19 protein-coding genes are annotated in these 17,929 nt (G+C 71.4%); 6 read left to right on the plus strand and 13 right to left on the minus strand.

Features of this window, described 5'->3' with window-relative positions:
- Nucleotides 1–86: 86 nt before the first annotated feature.
- Nucleotides 87–1,127, plus strand: a complete 1,041-nt coding sequence (locus ACYP53_RS20895; protein ID WP_459648477.1) for an LGFP repeat-containing protein — start codon at nucleotides 87–89, stop codon at nucleotides 1,125–1,127.
- A gap of 70 nt (nucleotides 1,128–1,197) precedes the next feature.
- On the opposite strand, the gene ACYP53_RS20900 is transcribed toward ACYP53_RS20895, so the two are convergent.
- Nucleotides 1,198–1,557: a DoxX family protein gene (locus ACYP53_RS20900; RefSeq protein ID WP_459648478.1), complete on the minus strand. Its 360-nt coding sequence runs from the start codon at nucleotides 1,555–1,557 to the stop codon at nucleotides 1,198–1,200.
- Nucleotides 1,558–1,638: 81 nt separating this feature from the next.
- Nucleotides 1,639–2,136 carry a cupin domain-containing protein gene (locus ACYP53_RS20905; protein ID WP_459649801.1) on the minus strand — a complete coding sequence of 166 codons (498 nt, stop codon included), beginning with the start codon at nucleotides 2,134–2,136 and terminating at the stop codon, nucleotides 1,639–1,641.
- 108 nt (nucleotides 2,137–2,244) lie between these two features.
- On the opposite strand from ACYP53_RS20905, the gene ACYP53_RS20910 reads away from it, so the two are divergent.
- Nucleotides 2,245–3,096: a LysR family transcriptional regulator gene (locus tag ACYP53_RS20910; protein ID WP_459648479.1), complete on the plus strand. Its 852-nt coding sequence runs from the start codon at nucleotides 2,245–2,247 to the stop codon at nucleotides 3,094–3,096.
- A 94-nt stretch (nucleotides 3,097–3,190) separates the two neighbouring features.
- Here the strand turns inward: ACYP53_RS20910 and ACYP53_RS20915 are convergent, their stop codons facing one another.
- From ACYP53_RS20915 to ACYP53_RS20930, 4 genes are all read right to left on the minus strand, one after another.
- Entirely contained in the window at nucleotides 3,191–3,547 is a 357-nt protein-coding gene (locus ACYP53_RS20915; RefSeq protein WP_189914439.1) for a DUF1036 domain-containing protein, read from the minus strand.
- A 563-nt stretch (nucleotides 3,548–4,110) separates the two neighbouring features.
- Nucleotides 4,111–5,130, minus strand: coding sequence for an NADPH:quinone reductase (locus tag ACYP53_RS20920; RefSeq protein ID WP_459648480.1), 1,020 nt, complete (start codon nucleotides 5,128–5,130; stop codon nucleotides 4,111–4,113).
- Between the two features lie 26 nt (nucleotides 5,131–5,156).
- A complete protein-coding gene (locus ACYP53_RS20925; RefSeq protein ID WP_459648481.1) occupies nucleotides 5,157–6,059 on the minus strand; it encodes an aldo/keto reductase in 903 nt (300 codons plus the stop codon).
- On the minus strand, nucleotides 6,056–6,613 hold the full coding sequence (locus ACYP53_RS20930; protein WP_189914443.1) for a TetR/AcrR family transcriptional regulator: 558 nt from the start codon (nucleotides 6,611–6,613) through the stop codon (nucleotides 6,056–6,058). Before ACYP53_RS20930 ends, ACYP53_RS20925 begins: the two co-directional genes overlap by 4 nt.
- A gap of 341 nt (nucleotides 6,614–6,954) precedes the next feature.
- Here ACYP53_RS20930 and ACYP53_RS20935 point away from each other — a divergent pair, with 341 nt between their 5' ends.
- On the plus strand, nucleotides 6,955–8,154 hold the full coding sequence (locus ACYP53_RS20935; protein WP_459648482.1) for an enoyl-[acyl-carrier-protein] reductase FabV: 1,200 nt from the start codon (nucleotides 6,955–6,957) through the stop codon (nucleotides 8,152–8,154).
- A gap of 229 nt (nucleotides 8,155–8,383) precedes the next feature.
- Here the strand turns inward: ACYP53_RS20935 and ACYP53_RS20940 are convergent, their stop codons facing one another.
- The 6 genes from ACYP53_RS20940 to ACYP53_RS20965 form a co-directional block, all read right to left on the minus strand.
- The gene (locus tag ACYP53_RS20940) at nucleotides 8,384–9,514 is read right to left on the minus strand and encodes a methyltransferase domain-containing protein (RefSeq protein WP_459648483.1); all 1,131 of its coding nucleotides are present in this window, start codon (nucleotides 9,512–9,514) and stop codon (nucleotides 8,384–8,386) included.
- A complete protein-coding gene (locus tag ACYP53_RS20945; RefSeq protein ID WP_459648484.1) occupies nucleotides 9,511–10,506 on the minus strand; it encodes an MvdC/MvdD family ATP grasp protein in 996 nt (331 codons plus the stop codon). The genes ACYP53_RS20940 and ACYP53_RS20945 overlap by 4 nt, the downstream gene beginning before the upstream one ends.
- Nucleotides 10,506–10,781 (minus strand): putative ATP-grasp-modified RiPP, encoded by a 276-nt coding sequence (gene tgmA, locus ACYP53_RS20950; RefSeq protein ID WP_459648485.1) that lies wholly within the window; start codon nucleotides 10,779–10,781, stop codon nucleotides 10,506–10,508. The genes ACYP53_RS20945 and tgmA overlap by 1 nt, the downstream gene beginning before the upstream one ends.
- Nucleotides 10,782–10,921: 140 nt before the next feature.
- On the minus strand, nucleotides 10,922–11,482 hold the full coding sequence (locus ACYP53_RS20955) for a hypothetical protein (protein WP_459648486.1): 561 nt from the start codon (nucleotides 11,480–11,482) through the stop codon (nucleotides 10,922–10,924).
- A gap of 74 nt (nucleotides 11,483–11,556) precedes the next feature.
- Nucleotides 11,557–13,041 (minus strand): Scr1 family TA system antitoxin-like transcriptional regulator, encoded by a 1,485-nt coding sequence (locus tag ACYP53_RS20960; protein WP_459648487.1) that lies wholly within the window; start codon nucleotides 13,039–13,041, stop codon nucleotides 11,557–11,559.
- 105 nt (nucleotides 13,042–13,146) lie between these two features.
- Nucleotides 13,147–13,743 (minus strand): ATP-binding protein, encoded by a 597-nt coding sequence (locus ACYP53_RS20965; RefSeq protein ID WP_459648488.1) that lies wholly within the window; start codon nucleotides 13,741–13,743, stop codon nucleotides 13,147–13,149.
- A 500-nt stretch (nucleotides 13,744–14,243) separates the two neighbouring features.
- Between ACYP53_RS20965 and ACYP53_RS20970 the strand changes: the two genes are divergently transcribed.
- Entirely contained in the window at nucleotides 14,244–15,392 is a 1,149-nt protein-coding gene (locus tag ACYP53_RS20970) for an XRE family transcriptional regulator (RefSeq protein WP_459648489.1), read from the plus strand.
- 33 nt (nucleotides 15,393–15,425) lie between these two features.
- Entirely contained in the window at nucleotides 15,426–16,328 is a 903-nt protein-coding gene (locus ACYP53_RS20975; RefSeq protein WP_459648490.1) for a phosphotransferase family protein, read from the plus strand.
- Between the two features lie 5 nt (nucleotides 16,329–16,333).
- Here the strand turns inward: ACYP53_RS20975 and ACYP53_RS20980 are convergent, their stop codons facing one another.
- Nucleotides 16,334–16,690 carry a hypothetical protein gene (locus ACYP53_RS20980; RefSeq protein ID WP_459648491.1) on the minus strand — a complete coding sequence of 119 codons (357 nt, stop codon included), beginning with the start codon at nucleotides 16,688–16,690 and terminating at the stop codon, nucleotides 16,334–16,336.
- Nucleotides 16,691–16,845: 155 nt separating this feature from the next.
- On the opposite strand from ACYP53_RS20980, the gene ACYP53_RS20985 reads away from it, so the two are divergent.
- Nucleotides 16,846–17,928 (plus strand): hypothetical protein, encoded by a 1,083-nt coding sequence (locus ACYP53_RS20985; protein WP_459648492.1) that lies wholly within the window; start codon nucleotides 16,846–16,848, stop codon nucleotides 17,926–17,928.
- Nucleotide 17,929 lies beyond the last annotated feature (1 nt).

Here is a 17,929-nt window from a genome sequence, read left to right on the forward strand (position 1 = left end):
GGCCACAACTGGCTGACAGGGCAAGGGACATGGCGCATCCGGCCGGCCGTGGGTTCGTGTACCCGCGGCCGGGGCAGAAAGATGACATGCATCCTTCACTCGGCCGTATCGGAGCACTCCTGGCAGCCCCTGCCGTCGCCCTCGCCCTGGTCACCGCCGGCTTCACCATCGGCGCCACCCCCGCGTCCGCCGAAGTGTTCTGCGGGTCCCACTCCGTGGACGGCGCCATCTGGACCGAGTACACCCAGACCCCCGGCGTCCAGCGGTCGTTGGGCTGCCCCACCAGCGACGAACTCGGCACCCCCGACGGCGTCGGCCGCTTCCAGGTCTTCGACAACGGCTCGATCTACTGGACCCCCGGCACCGGCGCGCACGCCGTGTGGGGCCTGATCCGCCAGCACTGGGCCGACCTGGGCTGGGAGCGCGGCTATCTGGGCTACCCCCTCACCGACGAGCTCACGAACCCCGACGGCTACGGCGTACGCCAGCAGTTCCAGGGCGGCACCGTCTACTGGAGCCAGTACACCGGCGCCCACGCCGTCCACGGCCTCACCGGCTGGTGGTGGGGAGAGAACGGGTACGAGAGGGGCTACTACGGCTACCCGACGTCCGACGAATACAAGGAGGACTACGTCGGAGGCAACGAGAACAACAACACGGGCGTACGGCAGAACTTCCAGTCCGGCCGCTACATCCTGTACAGCGGCGGCCAGTCCAACGCCTTCGAAAGCTGCCACACCGCATGTATCGGCTACGGCGGCATCACCAACACGAAGTGGGTGAAGAAGACCGAGGTCTACATGAACCTGGCGGACCAGAACAAGCGCTCCACGCACGTCACCCCGACCGACGCCGCGTTCGCGAGTACCTCGCACTCGGACACCGCTTCCAGCGACCCGGCGGACAACTGGAAGCAGGTCTGGTCCAACACGCTCATGTTCCCGCACGCCTCGCAGGGCGAAATGCACTCGACCTACGAGCAGTTGTACTGCCACGCGTCGTACTCCTACCCCGACGGCAGCAGCCACTTCGGCGGTCCGACCTGGGACCTGGAAGCCTGGCACTACGACATGGTCCCCTACGACGCGGGCAAAGCACTCCAGACCAAATGCAACTGGGGAGAGTGACCCCCGCCTGAGTCGCGTCCCCCCCTTGCCCGAGCCGGCGGGGACCGCCCACCCCGGACGGCGCCCCCGCTCACCAACCGCCGGCCAGCCCGACGGCCGCTCCCGCCGCGGCGAGGAGCCCCGCGTTGAGCGCGATCCGGCGGTCCCCACCGGTCAGGTGGACAGCCACCGCGCCGACCTGCAGGAGGACGAACCCGGTCGCCGCCGCCGGCGCCAGCCCGGTGGCGACGCCGGTCAGCGGTGGCAGGAGCAGCCCTGCCGCGCCGAGCAGTTCGACCGTCCCCAGCGCCCGGACGGCGGGCAGGGACACCCGGTCGACCCAGTCCATCATCGGCCGGAGCCGGTCACGGCCGCGGCTCACCTTGAGCGCGCCCGCGTAGAGGTAGAAGAGGGCGAGCGGCACTGCGACGATCCCGTAGGCGAGGTTCATGATTCCCGTTCGTGGACAGGGGCCACCGGCGGCCGTCGGTGGCAGTTGGGAGCGGCTGGGTACGGTTCGGGCGCGGCGGCTTCAGGTCGCATCGGCTGCGGGCTCGGTCCCGTAGCGGCTCATCGCGTCGATGTTGGCCTCCGGGGTGAGCGGCCGGCCGGCGGCGAGCACGTCCCGGAGTTCCCGGAAGTACTGCACGTACAGGTCGGGGGTGAAGGTGCTCAGCATGACGGCGGGCCGGTCGGTCGGGTTGGCGAAGGTGTGCGGGGTGCCGGGCGGAACCACCACGAGCGTGCCCGCCGTGGCGTCGTGGTGCTCGTCCCCGACGGTGAACCGCACCGTGCCGGACAGGACGTAGAAGCCCTCGTCGTGCCCGGCGTGGCGGTGCTGGGGCGGTCCCTGGGTGTGCGGGGCGAGGACGGACTCGGCGATCGCCAGGCGGTGCCCGGTGTGGCTGCCGTCCTCCAGGACGCGCATGCGGGTGGTGCCCAGGACGATGGTCTCGCCCTCGCCGGGCCCGACCACCGAGAGCGTGGGCCGGGTCGGCGGTTCGCCGCCGCTCGTTCGGCTTCCGTACATTTCGCTGCCGTGCGTTTCTTCGGTCATGGTCACGAGTCCACCGCCGGACGGCCGGGGCTGTCCAAGACCTGTTCCGCGATCCCGATACCTCCTGGGTATCGTGGCAGCGTGGAGCTACGGACCCTGCGCTACTTCGTGACCGTCGCCGAGGAACTCCACTTCGGCCGGGCCGCCACCCGACTGCACATGAGCCAGCCGCCGCTGAGCCGGGCGATCAGGCGTCTGGAGTCCGACGTCGCGGCCCCGCTGTTCGACCGCTCCCCCACCGGGGTCACGCTCACCCCGGTGGGCGCCGTGCTGCTCCGGGAGGCGCGGGCGCTGCTCGACCACGCCGACCGCGTACGGCTGCGGGTGAGCACGGCGGCGGGCACCGCGAGCATCACGGTCGGCATCCTGGGCGACGGCACCGACCCGGGGACGGCCAGGATGGCCGCCGCGTACCGCCGCAGCCATCCCGGCGTCGAGATCCGTGTCCGCGACACCGACCTGACGGACCCGACCTGCGGGCTGCGCGCCGGACTGGTCGACGTCGCCCTGACCCGGGCGCCCTTCGACGAGACCGCCTTGACGGTCCGTACGCTGCGCAGCGATCCGGTCGGCGTGGTCCTGCGCGCCGACGACCCGCTGGCCGGCCGCGACCGGCTGCGGCTGGCCGACCTGGACGGGCGCAGCTGGTTCCGGTTCCCGCCGGACACCGACCCGGTGTGGCAGTCGTACTGGCACGGCGGCAGCCCGCGCCGGGGCCCGGTGGTGCGTGCCGTCCACGAGTGCCTGCAGGCCGTGCTGTGGAACGGCACCGTCGGCCTGGCCCCGCTCGGCCACGACCTGGCCCCCGAGCTGACCGTGGTGCCGCTCTCGGATCTGGCGCCGAGCCGCGTGGTCGCGGTGTGGAACGAGGGCGACGGCAACCCGCTGATCCGATCGTTCGTCGAGATCGCGACCGCCGCGTACCGGCGCTGAGCCCTTCGACTGTTTGCACGCCGAGCCGATCCGCCCTGAAACGACCATGGCCGCGCGGCAGCCTTCACGACTGCCGCGCGGCCGGCCCGGCCCCTCAGGGCCCGATGACGTTGATCGTGTGGTTGACCGAGGTCACCGGCACGATGATCTTTTTCATGCCGAGCAGCCGGGAGTCGGTGCTCCCCGTGGTCCAGCACCAGTCGAATGCCCGGTCCGGCATTTGGGTGAGGAATTCGCCACCCCAGCTCAGACTTCTGTCCTGGTTCTCCGCGTAGAAGAAGTACTTCGCCCCGTTGACCGGGCCGGAACGCACCTTCAGATCCGTGTGCGGGGTGACCATGAACCATCCGGTCTTCGACCACGGGTCGCCCTCCGAGGCGCAGTCGCCGTTCGCATAGGCGTAAGCGAACCAGACCGTCGTCGACGTGCTGTTCTGGAAGTAGAGTCCCACGGTCATCCCCCCTGCGGCGTGGGGTCGTCGCCACGGCCGTCGTCGCCGGCGTAGTCGCTCTCCACGCCAGGACGGTGGTCCTCACCGCTGGAGACCTGCTCCGTCCGATCCACCGGGACGGCCTCGCCCGTCCGGTCCGGACCGCGTGATCGCCGGTGTTCGGCAGCCTCGTCCGCTGTCCAGGCCCGTGACAATCTCCCTGCCATCTGCGACACCCTTCCGCTTCTTGAAAGACCGAGCGATGCTCAGGTCGTCGTTCTGCGGGAGTTCCGTTACTGTCGTGCGGCATCGCCTCGATCGAGGCCGCCTCGCATCGGGCTTGTCGCCGGCTGGTTCCGTTTCACCAGGACCGAAGCGCCCGCCGGGTTCGCCGCCTCACAAGCGTTGCGAGCATTACGAGCGCGAATCTCCCGTACACAAACTAGCTTCGGCGCATCCGCGCCGCATCCGGGCGCGTGACGAGGGAGATCCGACCACGAGCGCGCCCCACCCCGCCGGTCCAGGTCGGGACCCTCGCGGCAAGGTGGGGCGCAGTGTGGGGCGAGGTGGGGCACAGCGTGGCGTCAGGACGTGATGTCCACCAGAACCTTGCCGACCGTGCCGCTCTCCACCGCGCGGTGCGCGTCGGCGGTGCGGTGGAGCGGAAAGCGGGTCAGCGGCAGGCCGTGTTCCGCGCCGACCGGCAGGGCGCCGTCGCGGAGCGCGGCGGCGACGTCCTCGGCGGCCGCGGTGCGCGCCTGCGGACCGGCCGTGTAGAGCACCAGGAACTGGAGGCGCGCGTTGAGCACCATGCTGTGCAGCACGTCCAGTTCGACCGGCTTGCCGCCGTCGTTGGCGTAGGTCGCGATCGTGCCGCGCGCCCGCAGCACCGCCAGGTCCAGTGCGATGTTCGCGCCGAGCGCCACCTCGGCGACGATGTCGACGCCGTCCGGGGCGATCCCGCGGATCTCGGCGGCCGGATCCCCCGCTCGGTAGTCGACCACGTGATGGGCGCCGGCGGCGGTGGCCAGCCGGGCCTTCTCCGGTCCGCTGACCGTGCTGATCACGGTCGCGCCGGCCCAGCGGGCGAGCTGGATCACGGCGTGCCCGACCGCCCCGGCCCCGCCGGCGGCGAGCACGACCGCGCCGTCCAGTGCCCCCGGCCGCAGGCGGCGCGGGCCGTCCTCGGCGACGGTGAGCGCGCGGTGCGCGGTCAGCGCGGGGACTCCGAGTGCGGCGCCGGCGTCGAAGCCGGCCCCGTCGGGCAGCGGCACGGCCCGCTCGGCGGGTACGACGGTGAACTCCGCGGCGGTGCCGGTGGGCCGCCCGGCGGCGGCCATGAACAACCAGACCCGCTGACCGACCCGGCTCCGGTCGACCCCCTCGCCGACGGCGTCGATCACGCCGGCACCGTCCAGGTGCGGGGTGACCTCGGGGAACTGCTTGGCATGGGCGAGGCCGGAACGGGCCTGCCAGTCGGTCGGGTTGACCCCGGACACGGCGACCCGGACGCGGACCTCGCCGGGGCCGGGCACGGGCAGGTCGCGGTCGACGAGCCGGAGGACGTCCGGGCCGCCGTTCTCGCGGTAGACGATGGCTTTCATGATCCGTCCTCACAGGGGCGCGGCGGTCAGCCGATGGGAACGTCGGCGGAGCGGGACTCGATGGCGTCGAGGGCGGCCAGGGCGGCGGCGTCGAGAGTGATCCGGCCGGCCGCCGTGTTGGCCTCGAGGTGGGCGGGGTCGGCGGTGCCGGGGATGAGCAGCACGTTGGGGGCGCGGTGCAGCAGCCAGGCGAGGCCGACCTGCGAGGGTGTGACGCCCAGGGATTCGGCCACGGCGTGCACCGCGGGCTCGTCTGTCACCTTGGGCAGGGCCGGGAAGGACCCGCCGAGCGGGAAGAACGGCACCCAGGCGATGCCCTCCGCCGCGCACAGCCGCAGCAGCTCCTCGTCGTCGCGGGAGACGAGGCTGTACGCGTTCTGCACGCAGGCGATGCCCGCCGGCAGGGCGCGCCGCAGCCCGTCGAGGGTGACGCAGCTCAGACCGATCGCGCCGATCTTGCCCTCGTCGCGCAGGGCGGTCATCACGTCGAGCTGGTCGTCGAGGTCGACCAGCTGGTCGCCGTCGGGGCGCAGGCCGGGGCCGGAGTCGAGCCGGCGGAGGTTGACCACGGGGAGCCGGTCGACGCCCAGGCTGCGCAGGTTCTCCTCGACGCTGGCGCGCAGTTGTTCGGGGCGCTGCGCGAGCCGCAGCGGCATCGGCCCGCCCGGATCCGGGTCGGCCCCCACCTTCGTGACGACCAGGACGCCGTCCTCGGGGTGCAGCGCCTCGCGGATGACCCGGTTCGCGAACCCGAAGCCGTAGAACTGAGCGGTGTCCACGTGGTCGACGCCCAGTTCGACCGCGCGTCGCAGCAGGGCGACGGCCTCGTCGCGACTGTGGTGCAGGCGTTCGAGCTGCAGGGCGCCGTAGCCGACCCGGGAGACGGTGCGGCCGGCGAACGGAGCGGTCGGAGCGGTCGGGGTGGTCATGGTGCGGTCTCCTCGGTCGGTGACTGCAGGGCGGTGTACAGCAGTTGGGCCAGGTAGAGGCTCTGCACCCGGTGGGCGATCGGGGTGGCGCGCTCCTGGGCCTCGGCCGGTTCGAGGTGTTCGACCTTGACCAGCCAAGCGGTGACACTGTCGTGCACCATCGCGCGCATCCGGTCGATCGTGTCGACGACGATGCCGTGGATGACCGGGTTGTTGGTCGCCTCGCCCCAGGTCTGCACGCCGACCCGGGCTTCGACCGGGTCGATGCCGGCGATCAGCCGGTCGAGCAGTTCGTCGGGGTCGGGCGGGGTGTCGCTCCCGGCGTACTCGCCGAGGGCCTCCGCGCGCTTGGCGAGCACCGCGTGGGCGGAGGCCTGGACCAGGTCGGCCTTGTTGCGGTAGTGGGCGTAGATCGAGCCGGTCGACAGGCCGGACTCGGCCGTGATGTCGGCGATCGAGGTCCGCTCCAGGCCGTTGCGGCTGAAGCAGCGGACGGCGGCCTCGGTGATCTGGGCACGTCGGAGTTCCTTGCGCGCGTCGGTGAGTCGAGGCATCGCACCTCCTGCAAAAAGAATCGCTGTTCTGCTTGTGGGCTTCACCATACAGAACCGCTGTTCCGTTTGTCGTGCGGCCGGATGTGGCGAGGGTTCACTCTTCGCAGAAGACCTGCGGCTGCCGGTACCGACGACGCCGCACACCGGGCCACCCCTCCACCGACGCCTAGACCGCCGAGCTGCGGAAACACCGTCAGCACGAGGGCGGAACCGACAAGATCGGTGCGCGGACGCTGGCACATGTCGCCAGATCACCGCACGGACCGGCCGGACCAAGATGGAGCAGCGGCCGGGCCCGGAGTGGGCGCGCGGCACTCCATCAGCACGAAGGACGGACAGCGATGACCCTCCGCCAGATCAAGCCCGGCAACCGCGGCTTCCTCTACGTCAACTCCCACCCCGGGGGCTGCGCCGCCGTCGTCGACGACCTGTGGCAGCAGACCCCCGCGCCCAGCGGCCCCGCCGGCGCGGAGGGACCGGTCGCCCTGATCATCGGCTCCAGCGCCGGGTACGGCCTCGCCGCCACCGTCGCCGCGCTGCGCACCCACGGCATGCGCGGGGTCGGCATCGCCTTCGAGGCCCCCGAGACCGAGCGCCGGACCGCCTCCGCCGGCTGGTACCGGACCGCCCGCACCGCCGAACTCGCCGGGCCCGACGCCGACTTCACCTTCCTCAACGCGGACGCCTTCGCCACCGCGGCCAAGGAGCAGGCGCTGGACCACCTCGCCACCCGGTACGGCCGGGTCGACTACCTCGTCTACAGCGTCGCCGCGCCCCGCCGCACCGACCCCGCCACCGGCGAGGTCCACCACTCGGCGATCAAGCCGCTCGGGTCCGCCTACCGGGCCAAGACCCTGCAGTTCGACGGGGACACCCCGGTCGTCGGCGCCCTCGAACTCGACCCCGCCGACGACGCGGAGCGCGAGGCGACCGTACGGGTCATGGGCGGCGACGACTGGAAGCTCTGGATCGACGCCCTGGCGGACCGCGGCCTCATCCGCAGCGGCTTCCACACCGTGGCACTCTCCTACGTGGGCTCCGACCTCACCGCGCCGATCTACCGGGCCGGCACCATCGGCGCGGCCAAGCAGCACCTGGAGGAGACCGCGCGCCACCTCCAGCACCGCCTCGCCCCGCTCGGCGGCCAAGCCCACACCGTGGTCGCCGGCGCGGCCGTCACCCAGGCCTCGACCGCCATCCCGTCCATCGCCCTCTACACCAGCCTGCTCCGCGCCGCCCTCGGCGACGACTTCCGCAGCACCGCCCAGCAGGCCACCACCCTCTGGCAGCAACTCACCGGCGCGGCACCGCTCCAGCTCGACGAGGAGCAGCGGATCCGCCTGGACGGCTGGGAGCTGGACGCCAAGGTCCAGGCCGACATCCACGCCCGCTGGGCCGCCGCCACCACCGACACCCTGCCCGACCTCGCCGACACCGACTGGTTCCACACCCAGGTCGGCCGCCTCTACGGCTGGCACGTCCCCGGCACCGACTACGCCGCCCCGGCCCAGACCACCGTCCCCTGGCCGGCCATGCACTGACCGGGTCTCGCCGTACCCCGGTTTGGGCCGCCGACGGGCGCCGGCACGGTGGCGTCCCTGTGGTCCTGGTCCGGCATCCGGTGACGCCACGGACGCCGGACCGGAAGCACATCCGGATCAGGAATCGGATTGCCGCGAGACCCGGCGACTTCGGCCATCTGCTGCCGGGCGCGCGACCCGACGATCGGCGAGGGCCCCACCAGCGCGGTGAGGCCCTCGCCGTTCCCGCTCAGCCTGCCTTCAGCGTCCAACTCAGACCGTCGGCCTGGTCGAGCCACACCACCTGGCGCTCGGCCGTGACGGTGACGCCGTACCGGTCGCGGCCCGGGCACCCGTTGGCCTCGTACACCCGGTGGGCGGCCTCGAGCTCGGCCCACAAGGAGCGCGGCCCGGCCTCGATGACCGTGCCGTCGGTGCGCAGTTCAGCGATCGACCCGGCGCCGTCCCACACGCAGGCACCGACCGGCCGACCGGCGTCGACCAAGTCGTAGTCCCAACCGAGCCGACCGAGCGCGACGCTGACCAGGAAGCGGAACGTCTCGTCCACGACGACGTCGGCGCCGAGGGCGGACGGGCGAGCGCCGGCGGTGGACAGGGACGGGCGGCGGATGATGCCGCTGTCCCCGACAGTGCGGAGTGGCATGAAGTAGGCGCCGGTCGGCAGGAAGCGACCGGTGGCCTCGTCGGAGCCGGTCTTCTCGGCACAAATCACTCCGGCGCCGAGCGGGGCGACGATCACGCCGCCAGGGGCGAGCTCGGGCAGCCACGCGGCGGGGATGCGGTCGAGCCCGCAGGTGGCGATGATCGCCCCGAACGGGCCGTCCGTGCCGGTGGGGGCGGCGCCGTCGGCGGTGACCACGGTCGGCCGGTACGGCGTCGCATCGAGTCGGCGTCGGGCCTCGGCCGTCACGTCTTGGTCGACGTCGACGGTCACGACCCGGTCGGAGCCGAAGTGGTGGGCGAGCAGGGCGGCGTTGTAACCGGTGCCGGTGCCGATCTCCTTCACCGGGCCGTCGAAGTCGTCGCCGAGGGCCTGCAGCATCGCGGCCATCAGCGATGGCTGCGTGGAGGACGAAGCCGCGTTCCCCCCGATCAGGTGGGTGACCAAGGGCCGGTTCGTATAAACGGTCCGCAGCCACTCGGCGGCGTGATCGGGGTCGTCGCCGACGATGCACTGCTGCCGGCCGTCGGGGCCCTGCCGGTAGAAGTACGGAACGAACAGGTGGCGGGGAACGTCACGGAAGGCGGCCTCCCACCCGGGCTCGGTCAGGGAGCCATCGGCGGTGAGCGCGTCCACCAGGGCGGCACGCAGCGTGTCGGCGGTCGGCTCGGCGGCAGTGGTGAGGTCGGTGGTGGTCACAGGGTGCCCTTCTGGAGAAGGTCGGCCAGTGCGGTGGTGACGGCGTCGCGGGTGCAGTCGATCCACGCCCACTGCCCGCCGGGGTTCACGTCGACCAGCCAGTGTGTTCCGGCCCGGTCGACGATCAGGTCGATGGCGGCGTAGACGAGTCCGAGGCGCCACAGCATGTCCAGGATCCCCGTCCGGATGGCCTCAGGGAGCCCGATCGGAGAGTAGTCGAGGTGCTTGGAGTCGGTACGCCAGTCGAGCCGTCCGGGGGCGTCGGGGGCGTCGATCCGGACGGGGAACAGCTTCCCGGCCACGCAGGTCACGCGGACTTCGTACGCCTTGTCGGTGATCTCCTGCTGGTACAGGTGTGCGGTGAGGGCCACACGCGGGTCATCCCACCGGTCGGAGGGCACCCTGGTGGTGTAGATCTGCCCACGCTTCCCGTTCTCGGTGTGGACGATCCCACCGAGCACCTTCGTGATGATCCGCCCCCGGCACCGCTCAGCGAAGTCCCGCACGGCCTCGGGGTCGTTGGTCACCAGGGTGGCCGGCACCCGCAGGCGGGCTTCGACCGCGGCGGTGAGCTGCGCGGGCTTCGTGCAGTCGGCGTTGCGCTCGGGCCGGTTGACCCACAGCACCTGTGGAAGGGAGCCGAGAACGCCGGCGAACCCTCGCTTGGCCTGCCCGGCGGCGAACCGCTGTTCCGGGCCGGACATGCTGTCGGGGAACCGAAACGCGGTGGGCTTGCGCCACCACACGGAGGTGACCTCGGACAGGTCGATCCCGCGCAGGGGCCCGGCCAGGGAGCCGCCCCACGCGCCATCGGGCCGCAGCTCGGCCCGCATGGTCATGCGCTGCGGGAAGGCCGCGAGATCGGTGCGCCAGAACGGGACGGCCCGCGCGTTGAGCTCGCGCAGGACGTAGTCGGCGGTGGGGTCGAGGTCGTGGGTGATGACGAGCACGCGGGGCGAGACGCCCCGCGTGCTCCCGATGCCGTTGGTCATCAGTCGTCGTTCTGGTCGTAGTCGACGCTGATCACGGTCTGGCCGTCGCTCTCGGTCTGGCAACCCGACCCCTCCATGGTCGGCATGTCCAGGGCCACGCGGCCGTCGATCAAGGACAGCTGCGTGTGCGGGTCGACGGTGACGACGGGCAGCGGCACGACCGTCACGGGGTTGGTGACGGCGTCGAGCCCGAACGGGCGGGTGGCGAGCGGGCCGGGCGGCTCGGCGTCGATGCCCATGTTCAGGGTGGGCAGTCGGTCGGTCAGGACGGACATGGTGTCACTCCCTCATTCTCGGTTCGGACCGGCCCCCGGAATCGGGGATCGGGGTTGGTGCCGGCCGCCGGGCGGGGGACGCCTGCGATCGGCACCGGTCCGCCCAGCTGGCGTGGCCGGGCGAAGTCTTGGGAACGCCGTCAGGCCGGCGACGCGTACCCACAACGCGGAGCGCTCTCGGCGGCGGTGTCGGTTTGAGGGCGGCACGGGCACGGGTGCCGGGTGTTGAGCAGTCCGAGGGCGTGCAGAGCGAGGACCACCTCGGCGTCGGTGCCCACGTGGAGGCTCTCGCGCAGGCGCCCGGCGGACGTGGACACCGCCTTGATGCCGACGCCCCTGATCACGGCGATCTCTTGCCTGGTGTGGCCGTCGGCGATCAGCTGGCCGGTGGTCCGCATGACGTCGGTGACCAGCAGGCGGTCGTCGGCCGGGCGGCCGGGCAGGCGGAGGAGCCCGGCACGCACAGCGACGTCGATGGCGTGGACAGTGCTGCCCGTGTGGAGGCAACGCGCGGCCACCCGCGTGTACAGGGCCGCTGCACCCCACCGCCAGCCGTACGCCCGGTCGACCTCCACGGAGTCCCACCCCCTGGAGACCAGGTCCAGGACGACGGCGTGGCCGCCGACGAGCCGCGGACGGTGGCCGCAGTCCCGGCACGGGTGCCCGAAGACGAGACCGGCCGGGATCGACGGTGCCGTCATCGGTCCGGCGCCGCCAAGCCGCATGGGCGGCAGGGCCAGCCCGGCCTTTGCGAGGCCGGAGGCCGATGGGCCCCTCACCACCGCCTCCGCCTGGGCAAGTCTCCGGCCGTCGCCCGTTCCAGAAGCGTGATGCTCGGCTCCGGCGGCAGCGCCGCGTCCAGCGCCAGGCTCATCCGCAGGCGAGAGCCTTCCTGGTAGGTGACGTCGAACACCGACCAGGCCACGGTCAAGGTCCGCTCACCGACGCGGAGTTCCGCCGCGTCCCAGCCCAGGACGACTCCGCGGTCCGGCGGAAGCACGCATACCCGCAGTGCGGTCGTGCGGGCCAGGGTGGCGAGGTGGACCATCTGCGCGGCGTGGACGCGGGGCGACGTGCCGTGGCACGTCAGGAGGTCCGCGCTGAGGAGCAGCGTCGCCTCCGGCGTGCCGAGGCGACGGAGGCGCGCGTCGAACGCCTCGGCGCGCGCACCGTTCAGCGCCCGCTGCCAGGTACCGGCCACCCCCGGCTTGGCAAGCAGGTCCGACCGGTAGATCGAACAGGCCTGGCAGCCATCACCGGGCACGGTGCTCATCGGAGGCTCGGGCACGCCGCCCGGCACGCGTATCGTGGGCGCCTCCAACGACATGGCCATCTCGTACTGCGCGGTGCGCAGCGCCGCCGGAATGGTGACGGCACCGACGAGCACCACGGTGTCGGCCCGAGCTTCCAGGATTCGGTAGTGGTGCGGCCAGCCGGGCCCTTGGTCCGGGAAGTAGCCGGGCCGGGCCGCCTGCGCGGCGGCCAATACGCGCCGGACGTCGGCAGCCGCGACGGCACCCGCGCCATAGGCCTCCAGGTAGGCGGTGAGCTGGCCTTGCCGAGCGGCCTCGTACAGCACCTGGCTGGTGCCGGCCTCCAGCTCGGCGAGGTCGTGGGCATCCGCGTGGGCCTCACCCGGCAGCCGGTCCGCGACATCGGTTCGGGTGAAACCTCGGCACTCCCGCAGGTGGCGCAGGTGCTCACCCAGAACGACATCGCCGAGACTCGGCCCGTTCCACGGAACGTCACCCGCGGCGTCCGAAGGCGTCGCCGTGGGCGACGAGCTCACCGCGATCGACGGCAGCGCCCGTAGGCCCTCGCGCGGATTGGCTTCCGGCAGACCGCGCCGGCCCGTGGGCATCGGCTCGTGTCCTCGCGCCGCGTGGCCAGTGAGCTCGTCGAGGCACACGGCCATGGCGCACACCCGGCGGACACGGTCGACGGCGCCGCGGTGATCGCCTCGGTCCAAGGCTTCGTCCGCGTCGCGCAGTTCGTCGGCCAGGATGCCCAGCAGGAGAGCTCGGGAGTCGTCCAGGCCGCTGCGACGGATCCGCGTGGCGGTGTTGGTGACGGCGACCGCCAGCAGATCCACCGAGGGACTGGCCAACTGTGGGCCTCCCAGCCGAGGCAGCTCACGGGCGATGCGGGCGAGCGCGTCATCCAGCGCCAGCAGCGGCACCCCGTCCGCGAACGGCACGCCTGACAGCTTCTGCACAGCCCATGCCTGCAGAGTGTCGAAGGCATCGCTGTTGAACGTCACCGCAGTTCTCCTCAGATCGTTGCTGGGCTGGACGGTTGTCCGTCAGGTGGGAAGGTGACTGCCACCGGCTTCGTGGTAGGGCCCGGCCGCTGGTGGGGCCGCCGACTACGCAGCGGTGGAATCCCGCTGACGCCGGGTCGGCCAGTGCAGCCTGGCCAGGCCCCGTCGGGCGAGCCCGGAGATGACCTTCAGTCGGCGCTCCGAGAGCTGTGCGGCGGCGCTCGGCTGCACTTCCGCCGCAACGGCGGTGGCCTGGCCGAACACCTCCAGATCGACGTCGAGCTCGAACCACACCGACCAACCGGTGGGCTGTCCCAGGGTGTTGAGGCGCTGGTGCCATCCGATGTCGTCCGCGTAACCGGCCGCGACCACGAGCCCTCGCCCGCCGGTCGCATCCGGGTCGTCGATGGTGCTGCTCATCACCGGTACGACGGTTCCGGGGTCCGTTACGGTGATCCGCAGCCGGCCGCGCTCCCGGTCGACGTCACCCTCGATCAGCAGCTCGGCGCCGTCGCCGTTGCACGCACCGCAGGCGTGCTTGATCGCGTTGTCGATGAACTCCGAGGAGCACACGCGAAGCGCGTACGCCCGGAGCTTGTCGAGGCCGATGCCGGCCTTCGCGACCTCGTCGACCAGCCGGTTGCGGATGGCGCCGAGGGACGCCGTCGTGAGCTGTTCCTTGATCGTCAGGATGTGGTGCATGGCTGTTCCTCCGGGCTGAACGTCGGCAGGTATTCCCGGGCCGTTGGCGGGGGGATAAACGGTGGCCACCGCGCTTCCACAGAGATTCGCCGCGTGATGGCAGAGAGGCAAACGACAGAAGTTACTGTTCCTGGTCGAACTCACCGGTTTGAACTCCGGTGCTGCGGCAAACCGGTAATCAGTTACTGTTTCTGATTCTTAGTCAGCGAGTTCGACGGCTAAGCTGCTGGCTGGTGACAGGGAGGTGGGCCATGACTCACAGGCCGTCCTGCGCAGCGCGCACCAGGGCCAGTGCCGAGGCAAACGGCTGGACGATCGACACGATGGTCGCCGTGATCGTCGATTGCTGCGGCGTCAGCCGGCTCCGTGCCCATCGTCTGGCGCGGGGGTGGACGCGTGGCCGCGCGGTCGACGAACTGATCGCGCGATGTGCGACGTTGGGACTCGCTCGTCCGAGCCTGGACTCTGAGCAGCTGGGCGCGTGGGAACGGAACCTCCGGATGCCTCGGGCCCAGACCATCGACCTGTTGTGCCGCCTGTACGAGACCGACGCGCAGGGGCTCGGTCTCTCCGGCGGCTACCGCACGGACGCCTGCCGGTCCCTGGCCGCGCTCCCGGTGATCGCTACGCCTCGTGTCCCGGCGCCCCGCCCCGCATCGCTCCCCGTCGGGCTGGGCCTCGCCGACCCGGTCGACGCCGTGCTGAGCTCCCACCGCCGCGCTGTCGAGCGCACGCTGGCCAGTACGACGCTCACCGCCGGTGAGCTGGAGTCGCTGGACGGAAAGCTCCTCGCTCTGCGGCGGGACTACGTGGGCGGTGCCCCGACGGTGATGCTCGCACGACTGCTGGCGAACCTGGAGGAGGTCCGGCAGTACTCCGAGGAGCGGCAGCCGGCTCTCGTGCAGGTGCGTCTGTCCGAGATGATCGCCGTGCTGTCCACGCTGATCGCTGACGCCCTGATGAAGCTCGGACGCAAGGAGCTGGCCTGGGACTGGTACGGGACGGCGAAGTCGGCCGCCGACGACAGCGGCAACCGCGAGCTGCGGACACGCGTGCGGATTCAAGCGGCGATGCTGCCGTTCTACTACGGGCCGCTGAGCGAGGCAGCGGCACTCACCCACGAGGCCGTTCTCCTCAACCGCGGGCGCCCGACCACGACGGGCGCGTTCGCCGCCGCCGCGGACGCCCGGGTCAAGGCGCACCAAGGCGACGAAGCGGGCGCCCGTGCAGCACTGGAGCAGGCCCTCGCGCTGTTCGAACGCAGTCGACAGACGGTCACCGAGGACGACGCCTGGGCGTTCCCCTACCGGCGGCTCCAGCTGTACCTGTCGGGCACCTACACCGCGCTCGGCGACACGGTGAGAGCCGGGCAGGCCCAGGACGCAGCGCTTCGTCTCTACACCGACCGCACCGGCATCGACCCGGCGTTGCTGCGCCTGGAGCAGGCCATGTGCCTCGTCCGACAGCGCAGCGTCTCCGAAGCCTGCCAGCTGGCCCGCGACACCTACCTGACGGTGCCCGAGGACCACCGCACCCAGATCCTCGGTGCCCGGGCCGCGGACATCATCAAGATAACGCCGGAGAACGTGCGCCCCCGCGCCGCCCGAGAACTCGGGGAACTCCTGGCCCTTCCGACCGGCGCGACGTGACAGATGCACCCGTCGCCCGTCAGCCTGGCAGATATGAGTGCTCCGGTTGTCCGGATCGGCGGGTTCGCCGAATCCGAGGTTGTCAAAGTCCTCACCGCCGTCTGCGACCAGGTCGGACTCGACCCGTCGGACGCCGTCATGTTGCGCGGTCACACCAACGCCGTCTACCTGCTGCCGGCCGCCGGGGTGGTCGCCAAGGTCGCCCGAGCGGGAACATCCCTGAACACCGTCCGCCGTACGGTCCAGCTGGTGCAGTGGCTCGCCGACAAGAACTTCCCGACCGTCGAACTTCTGCCGGTGCGGCAACCGGTCGTGGCCGACGGTCACGCCGTGACGTTCTGGCACTACCTGCCGCAGCCTGATCACCCCGTCCCGGCGGCCCACCTCGCGCTTCCCCTCCGCACGCTTCACGAACTTCCACCTCCTCCCTTCGACGTCCGCCCCGTCGACACGGCCGGGGCGGTCAGGCAGTCGCTCACGGCGATCACCGCGTTGCCGCCGGACGATCTCACCTACCTGGAACAGCGTTTGGCCGAGCTGGAGGGTGCTCTCCCCCAGGTGCGCTACGTCCTGCCCCCGGGGCTTCTCCAGGGCGATCCCCAGCACCGGAACGCCCTCCACCACCGTGATGCCGCGGTGCTGTGCGACTGGGACACCGCGTGCTTCGGGCCGCCGGAACTCGACCTCGTCACCGTCGAGATCCACTGCCGCCGCTTCGGCTACGGCCGTTCCCACTACCGGGAGTTCGCCGACGCGTACGGATTCGATGTCACCTCATGGCAGGGCTACCCCGTGTTGTGCGGACTCCGGGAGCTACGGATGATCACCACGAACGCGAAGCGGGCGCCGTACGGAAGCCCGACGCTCGCGGAGGTCCGTCGCCGCATCCAAGGCCTGAGGTCCGGCCAGGACCAGTTCGGATGGAACATCCTCTGAACAGGTCACGCCGGCCGACCCTGTCCGCAGGTACTGACCGGTCGGCCTCGAGCAACCAGGAGGCGTATGCCCGCGGCCTCAAGGTGCCGGCGCCGCCGGTCGGCGTCGACCTGGTTGCCGAGATGGACGATCGTCGGCAGGACGACGGCGTACAGGTCGCGCCGCTCCTCGATGCCGGCGAGGAGGACGTCGGGTTCCGCGCCGTCGTCGGTGATCACGTCAGCGAGGTGGAGCTCCCGCTGTTCACAGAAGGAATCGAGGACACCGGTCAGTGCCTGTCGGCGCGGCAGTGCCGTGGCAACCGCCGTGCGGAGGAGTCCCACCACGACGGGCAGCGGAACGGGTAGCTGCTCGGTGAGCATTCGGCACGAATCCTTCCGATCGGCCAGGCTGTCTGCTTCGAGACTGCCGGAGTCCCGATCGCGACGGAATCGCGTGCCGTGGCAGTTCCGTGGCAGTTTCGGCGCACCGCCACTGCCCGCAGTGCTTCGATGGCTGCCCGGAGCGGGAGGTGGCGATGACGGCAGTGATCGTGTGGACCGGGCTCGAAGCGAGGGCTCTGCGACTGGCGTGCCGCAAGTCCGTCCGGGACTGGGCTGCGATCCTGGGCATGTCGGTACGCGCGGTGTCGAACTGGGAGAGGCTGGGGGCGAGCACCCGTCCCAGACCGGACACCCAGGCGATCTTCGACACGGTGCTGCGCCAGTCGGACCCCGGCGCCCGGTTTCGCTTCGAAGCCCTCGTCATGCAGCAGACCGGAGCACCGGTCCTCGCGGAGGTCCAGGCCGGGCCGCGGGCGTGGGAGTACGAGTCGTGGGCGGAAGACATCGAGAGGGCGGTTCTGGCCGCAGCCCGTCAGGACTTCTCGTTGGCGGGAGGTCTGCTGGAACGCTGGCGCTCACGCTGGCCGACGGCCGATCTCGACGACCGCGGCCTCTACCTGCTGGCCCGCTCGACGACCCTGGTGGGTGACCTTCGCCGTGATCAGGGGGCACTGGTCGGCCCGCTGTCGGCGTCTGCGTCGTACGCCCAGGCGCGGCAGCTGTACACCCGGCTCGACATACCCCGGCGGACGGCCCAACTGGATCTGTCGCTGGCAGTGGTGACGGAGATGTCCGGACAGCTCTCCGCTGCGGCAGCCCGGTACTCCGAGCTGGCCGGCGACGTCCGCCTCAGCGCGCGGGATCGAACGCGGGCGGCCCTGTGGGTCGGCACCTCCCTCGACAAGCAGGGCGAACATGAGCAGGCCATCAGCATCACCCGATCCGCGATCCGGGTGTTCGAGAACCTCGGCGAGGTGGAGGACTGGGCCACGGCGAATCAGAAGCTCGCGCTCGCGCACCGCGGCGCCGGGAATCTCGGGGAGGCCGTCCGGCTGATCGCGGTGGCGCGGACGAACACCACCGGTTCAGCGCCGATGCAGGACGTCCGGCTGACCACCGCGCACGGTCACATTCTGCTGAGCGACCGTGCGACCGTCGAGGAGGGGCTCGCCCTGCTGAACCGGGCCGAGCACATTGCGGACAAGTACGGTATGACCCACCAACGGAGGAGCATCCAAGGAATCCGGTCCGGATTCCAGCGGGCGCCGTGCCTTTAGT

The sequence above is a fragment of the Kitasatospora sp. Ki12 genome (assembly GCF_054601375.1).

Bases quoted from the DNA above. Each gene is read 5' to 3' on its own strand.
- ACYP53_RS20895 (WP_459648477.1), top strand. From the start codon at position 87: ATGCATCCTTCACTCGGCCGTATCGGAGCACTCCTGGCAGCCCCTGCC.
- ACYP53_RS20900 (WP_459648478.1), bottom strand. From the start codon at position 1,557: ATGAACCTCGCCTACGGGATCGTCGCAGTGCCGCTCGCCCTCTTCTAC.
- ACYP53_RS20905 (WP_459649801.1), bottom strand. From the start codon at position 2,136: ATGTACGGAAGCCGAACGAGCGGCGGCGAACCGCCGACCCGGCCCACG.
- ACYP53_RS20920 (WP_459648480.1), bottom strand. From the start codon at position 5,130: ATGAAAGCCATCGTCTACCGCGAGAACGGCGGCCCGGACGTCCTCCGG.
- ACYP53_RS20925 (WP_459648481.1), bottom strand. From the start codon at position 6,059: ATGACCACCCCGACCGCTCCGACCGCTCCGTTCGCCGGCCGCACCGTC.
- ACYP53_RS20930 (WP_189914443.1), bottom strand. From the start codon at position 6,613: ATGCCTCGACTCACCGACGCGCGCAAGGAACTCCGACGTGCCCAGATC.
- ACYP53_RS20935 (WP_459648482.1), top strand. From the start codon at position 6,955: ATGACCCTCCGCCAGATCAAGCCCGGCAACCGCGGCTTCCTCTACGTC.
- ACYP53_RS20945 (WP_459648484.1), bottom strand. From the start codon at position 10,506: ATGACCAACGGCATCGGGAGCACGCGGGGCGTCTCGCCCCGCGTGCTC.
- tgmA (WP_459648485.1), bottom strand. From the start codon at position 10,781: ATGTCCGTCCTGACCGACCGACTGCCCACCCTGAACATGGGCATCGAC.
- ACYP53_RS20955 (WP_459648486.1), bottom strand. From the start codon at position 11,482: ATGACGGCACCGTCGATCCCGGCCGGTCTCGTCTTCGGGCACCCGTGC.
- ACYP53_RS20965 (WP_459648488.1), bottom strand. From the start codon at position 13,743: ATGCACCACATCCTGACGATCAAGGAACAGCTCACGACGGCGTCCCTC.
- ACYP53_RS20970 (WP_459648489.1), top strand. From the start codon at position 14,244: ATGCCTCGGGCCCAGACCATCGACCTGTTGTGCCGCCTGTACGAGACC.
- ACYP53_RS20975 (WP_459648490.1), top strand. From the start codon at position 15,426: ATGAGTGCTCCGGTTGTCCGGATCGGCGGGTTCGCCGAATCCGAGGTT.
- ACYP53_RS20980 (WP_459648491.1), bottom strand. From the start codon at position 16,690: ATGCTCACCGAGCAGCTACCCGTTCCGCTGCCCGTCGTGGTGGGACTC.
- ACYP53_RS20985 (WP_459648492.1), top strand. From the start codon at position 16,846: ATGACGGCAGTGATCGTGTGGACCGGGCTCGAAGCGAGGGCTCTGCGA.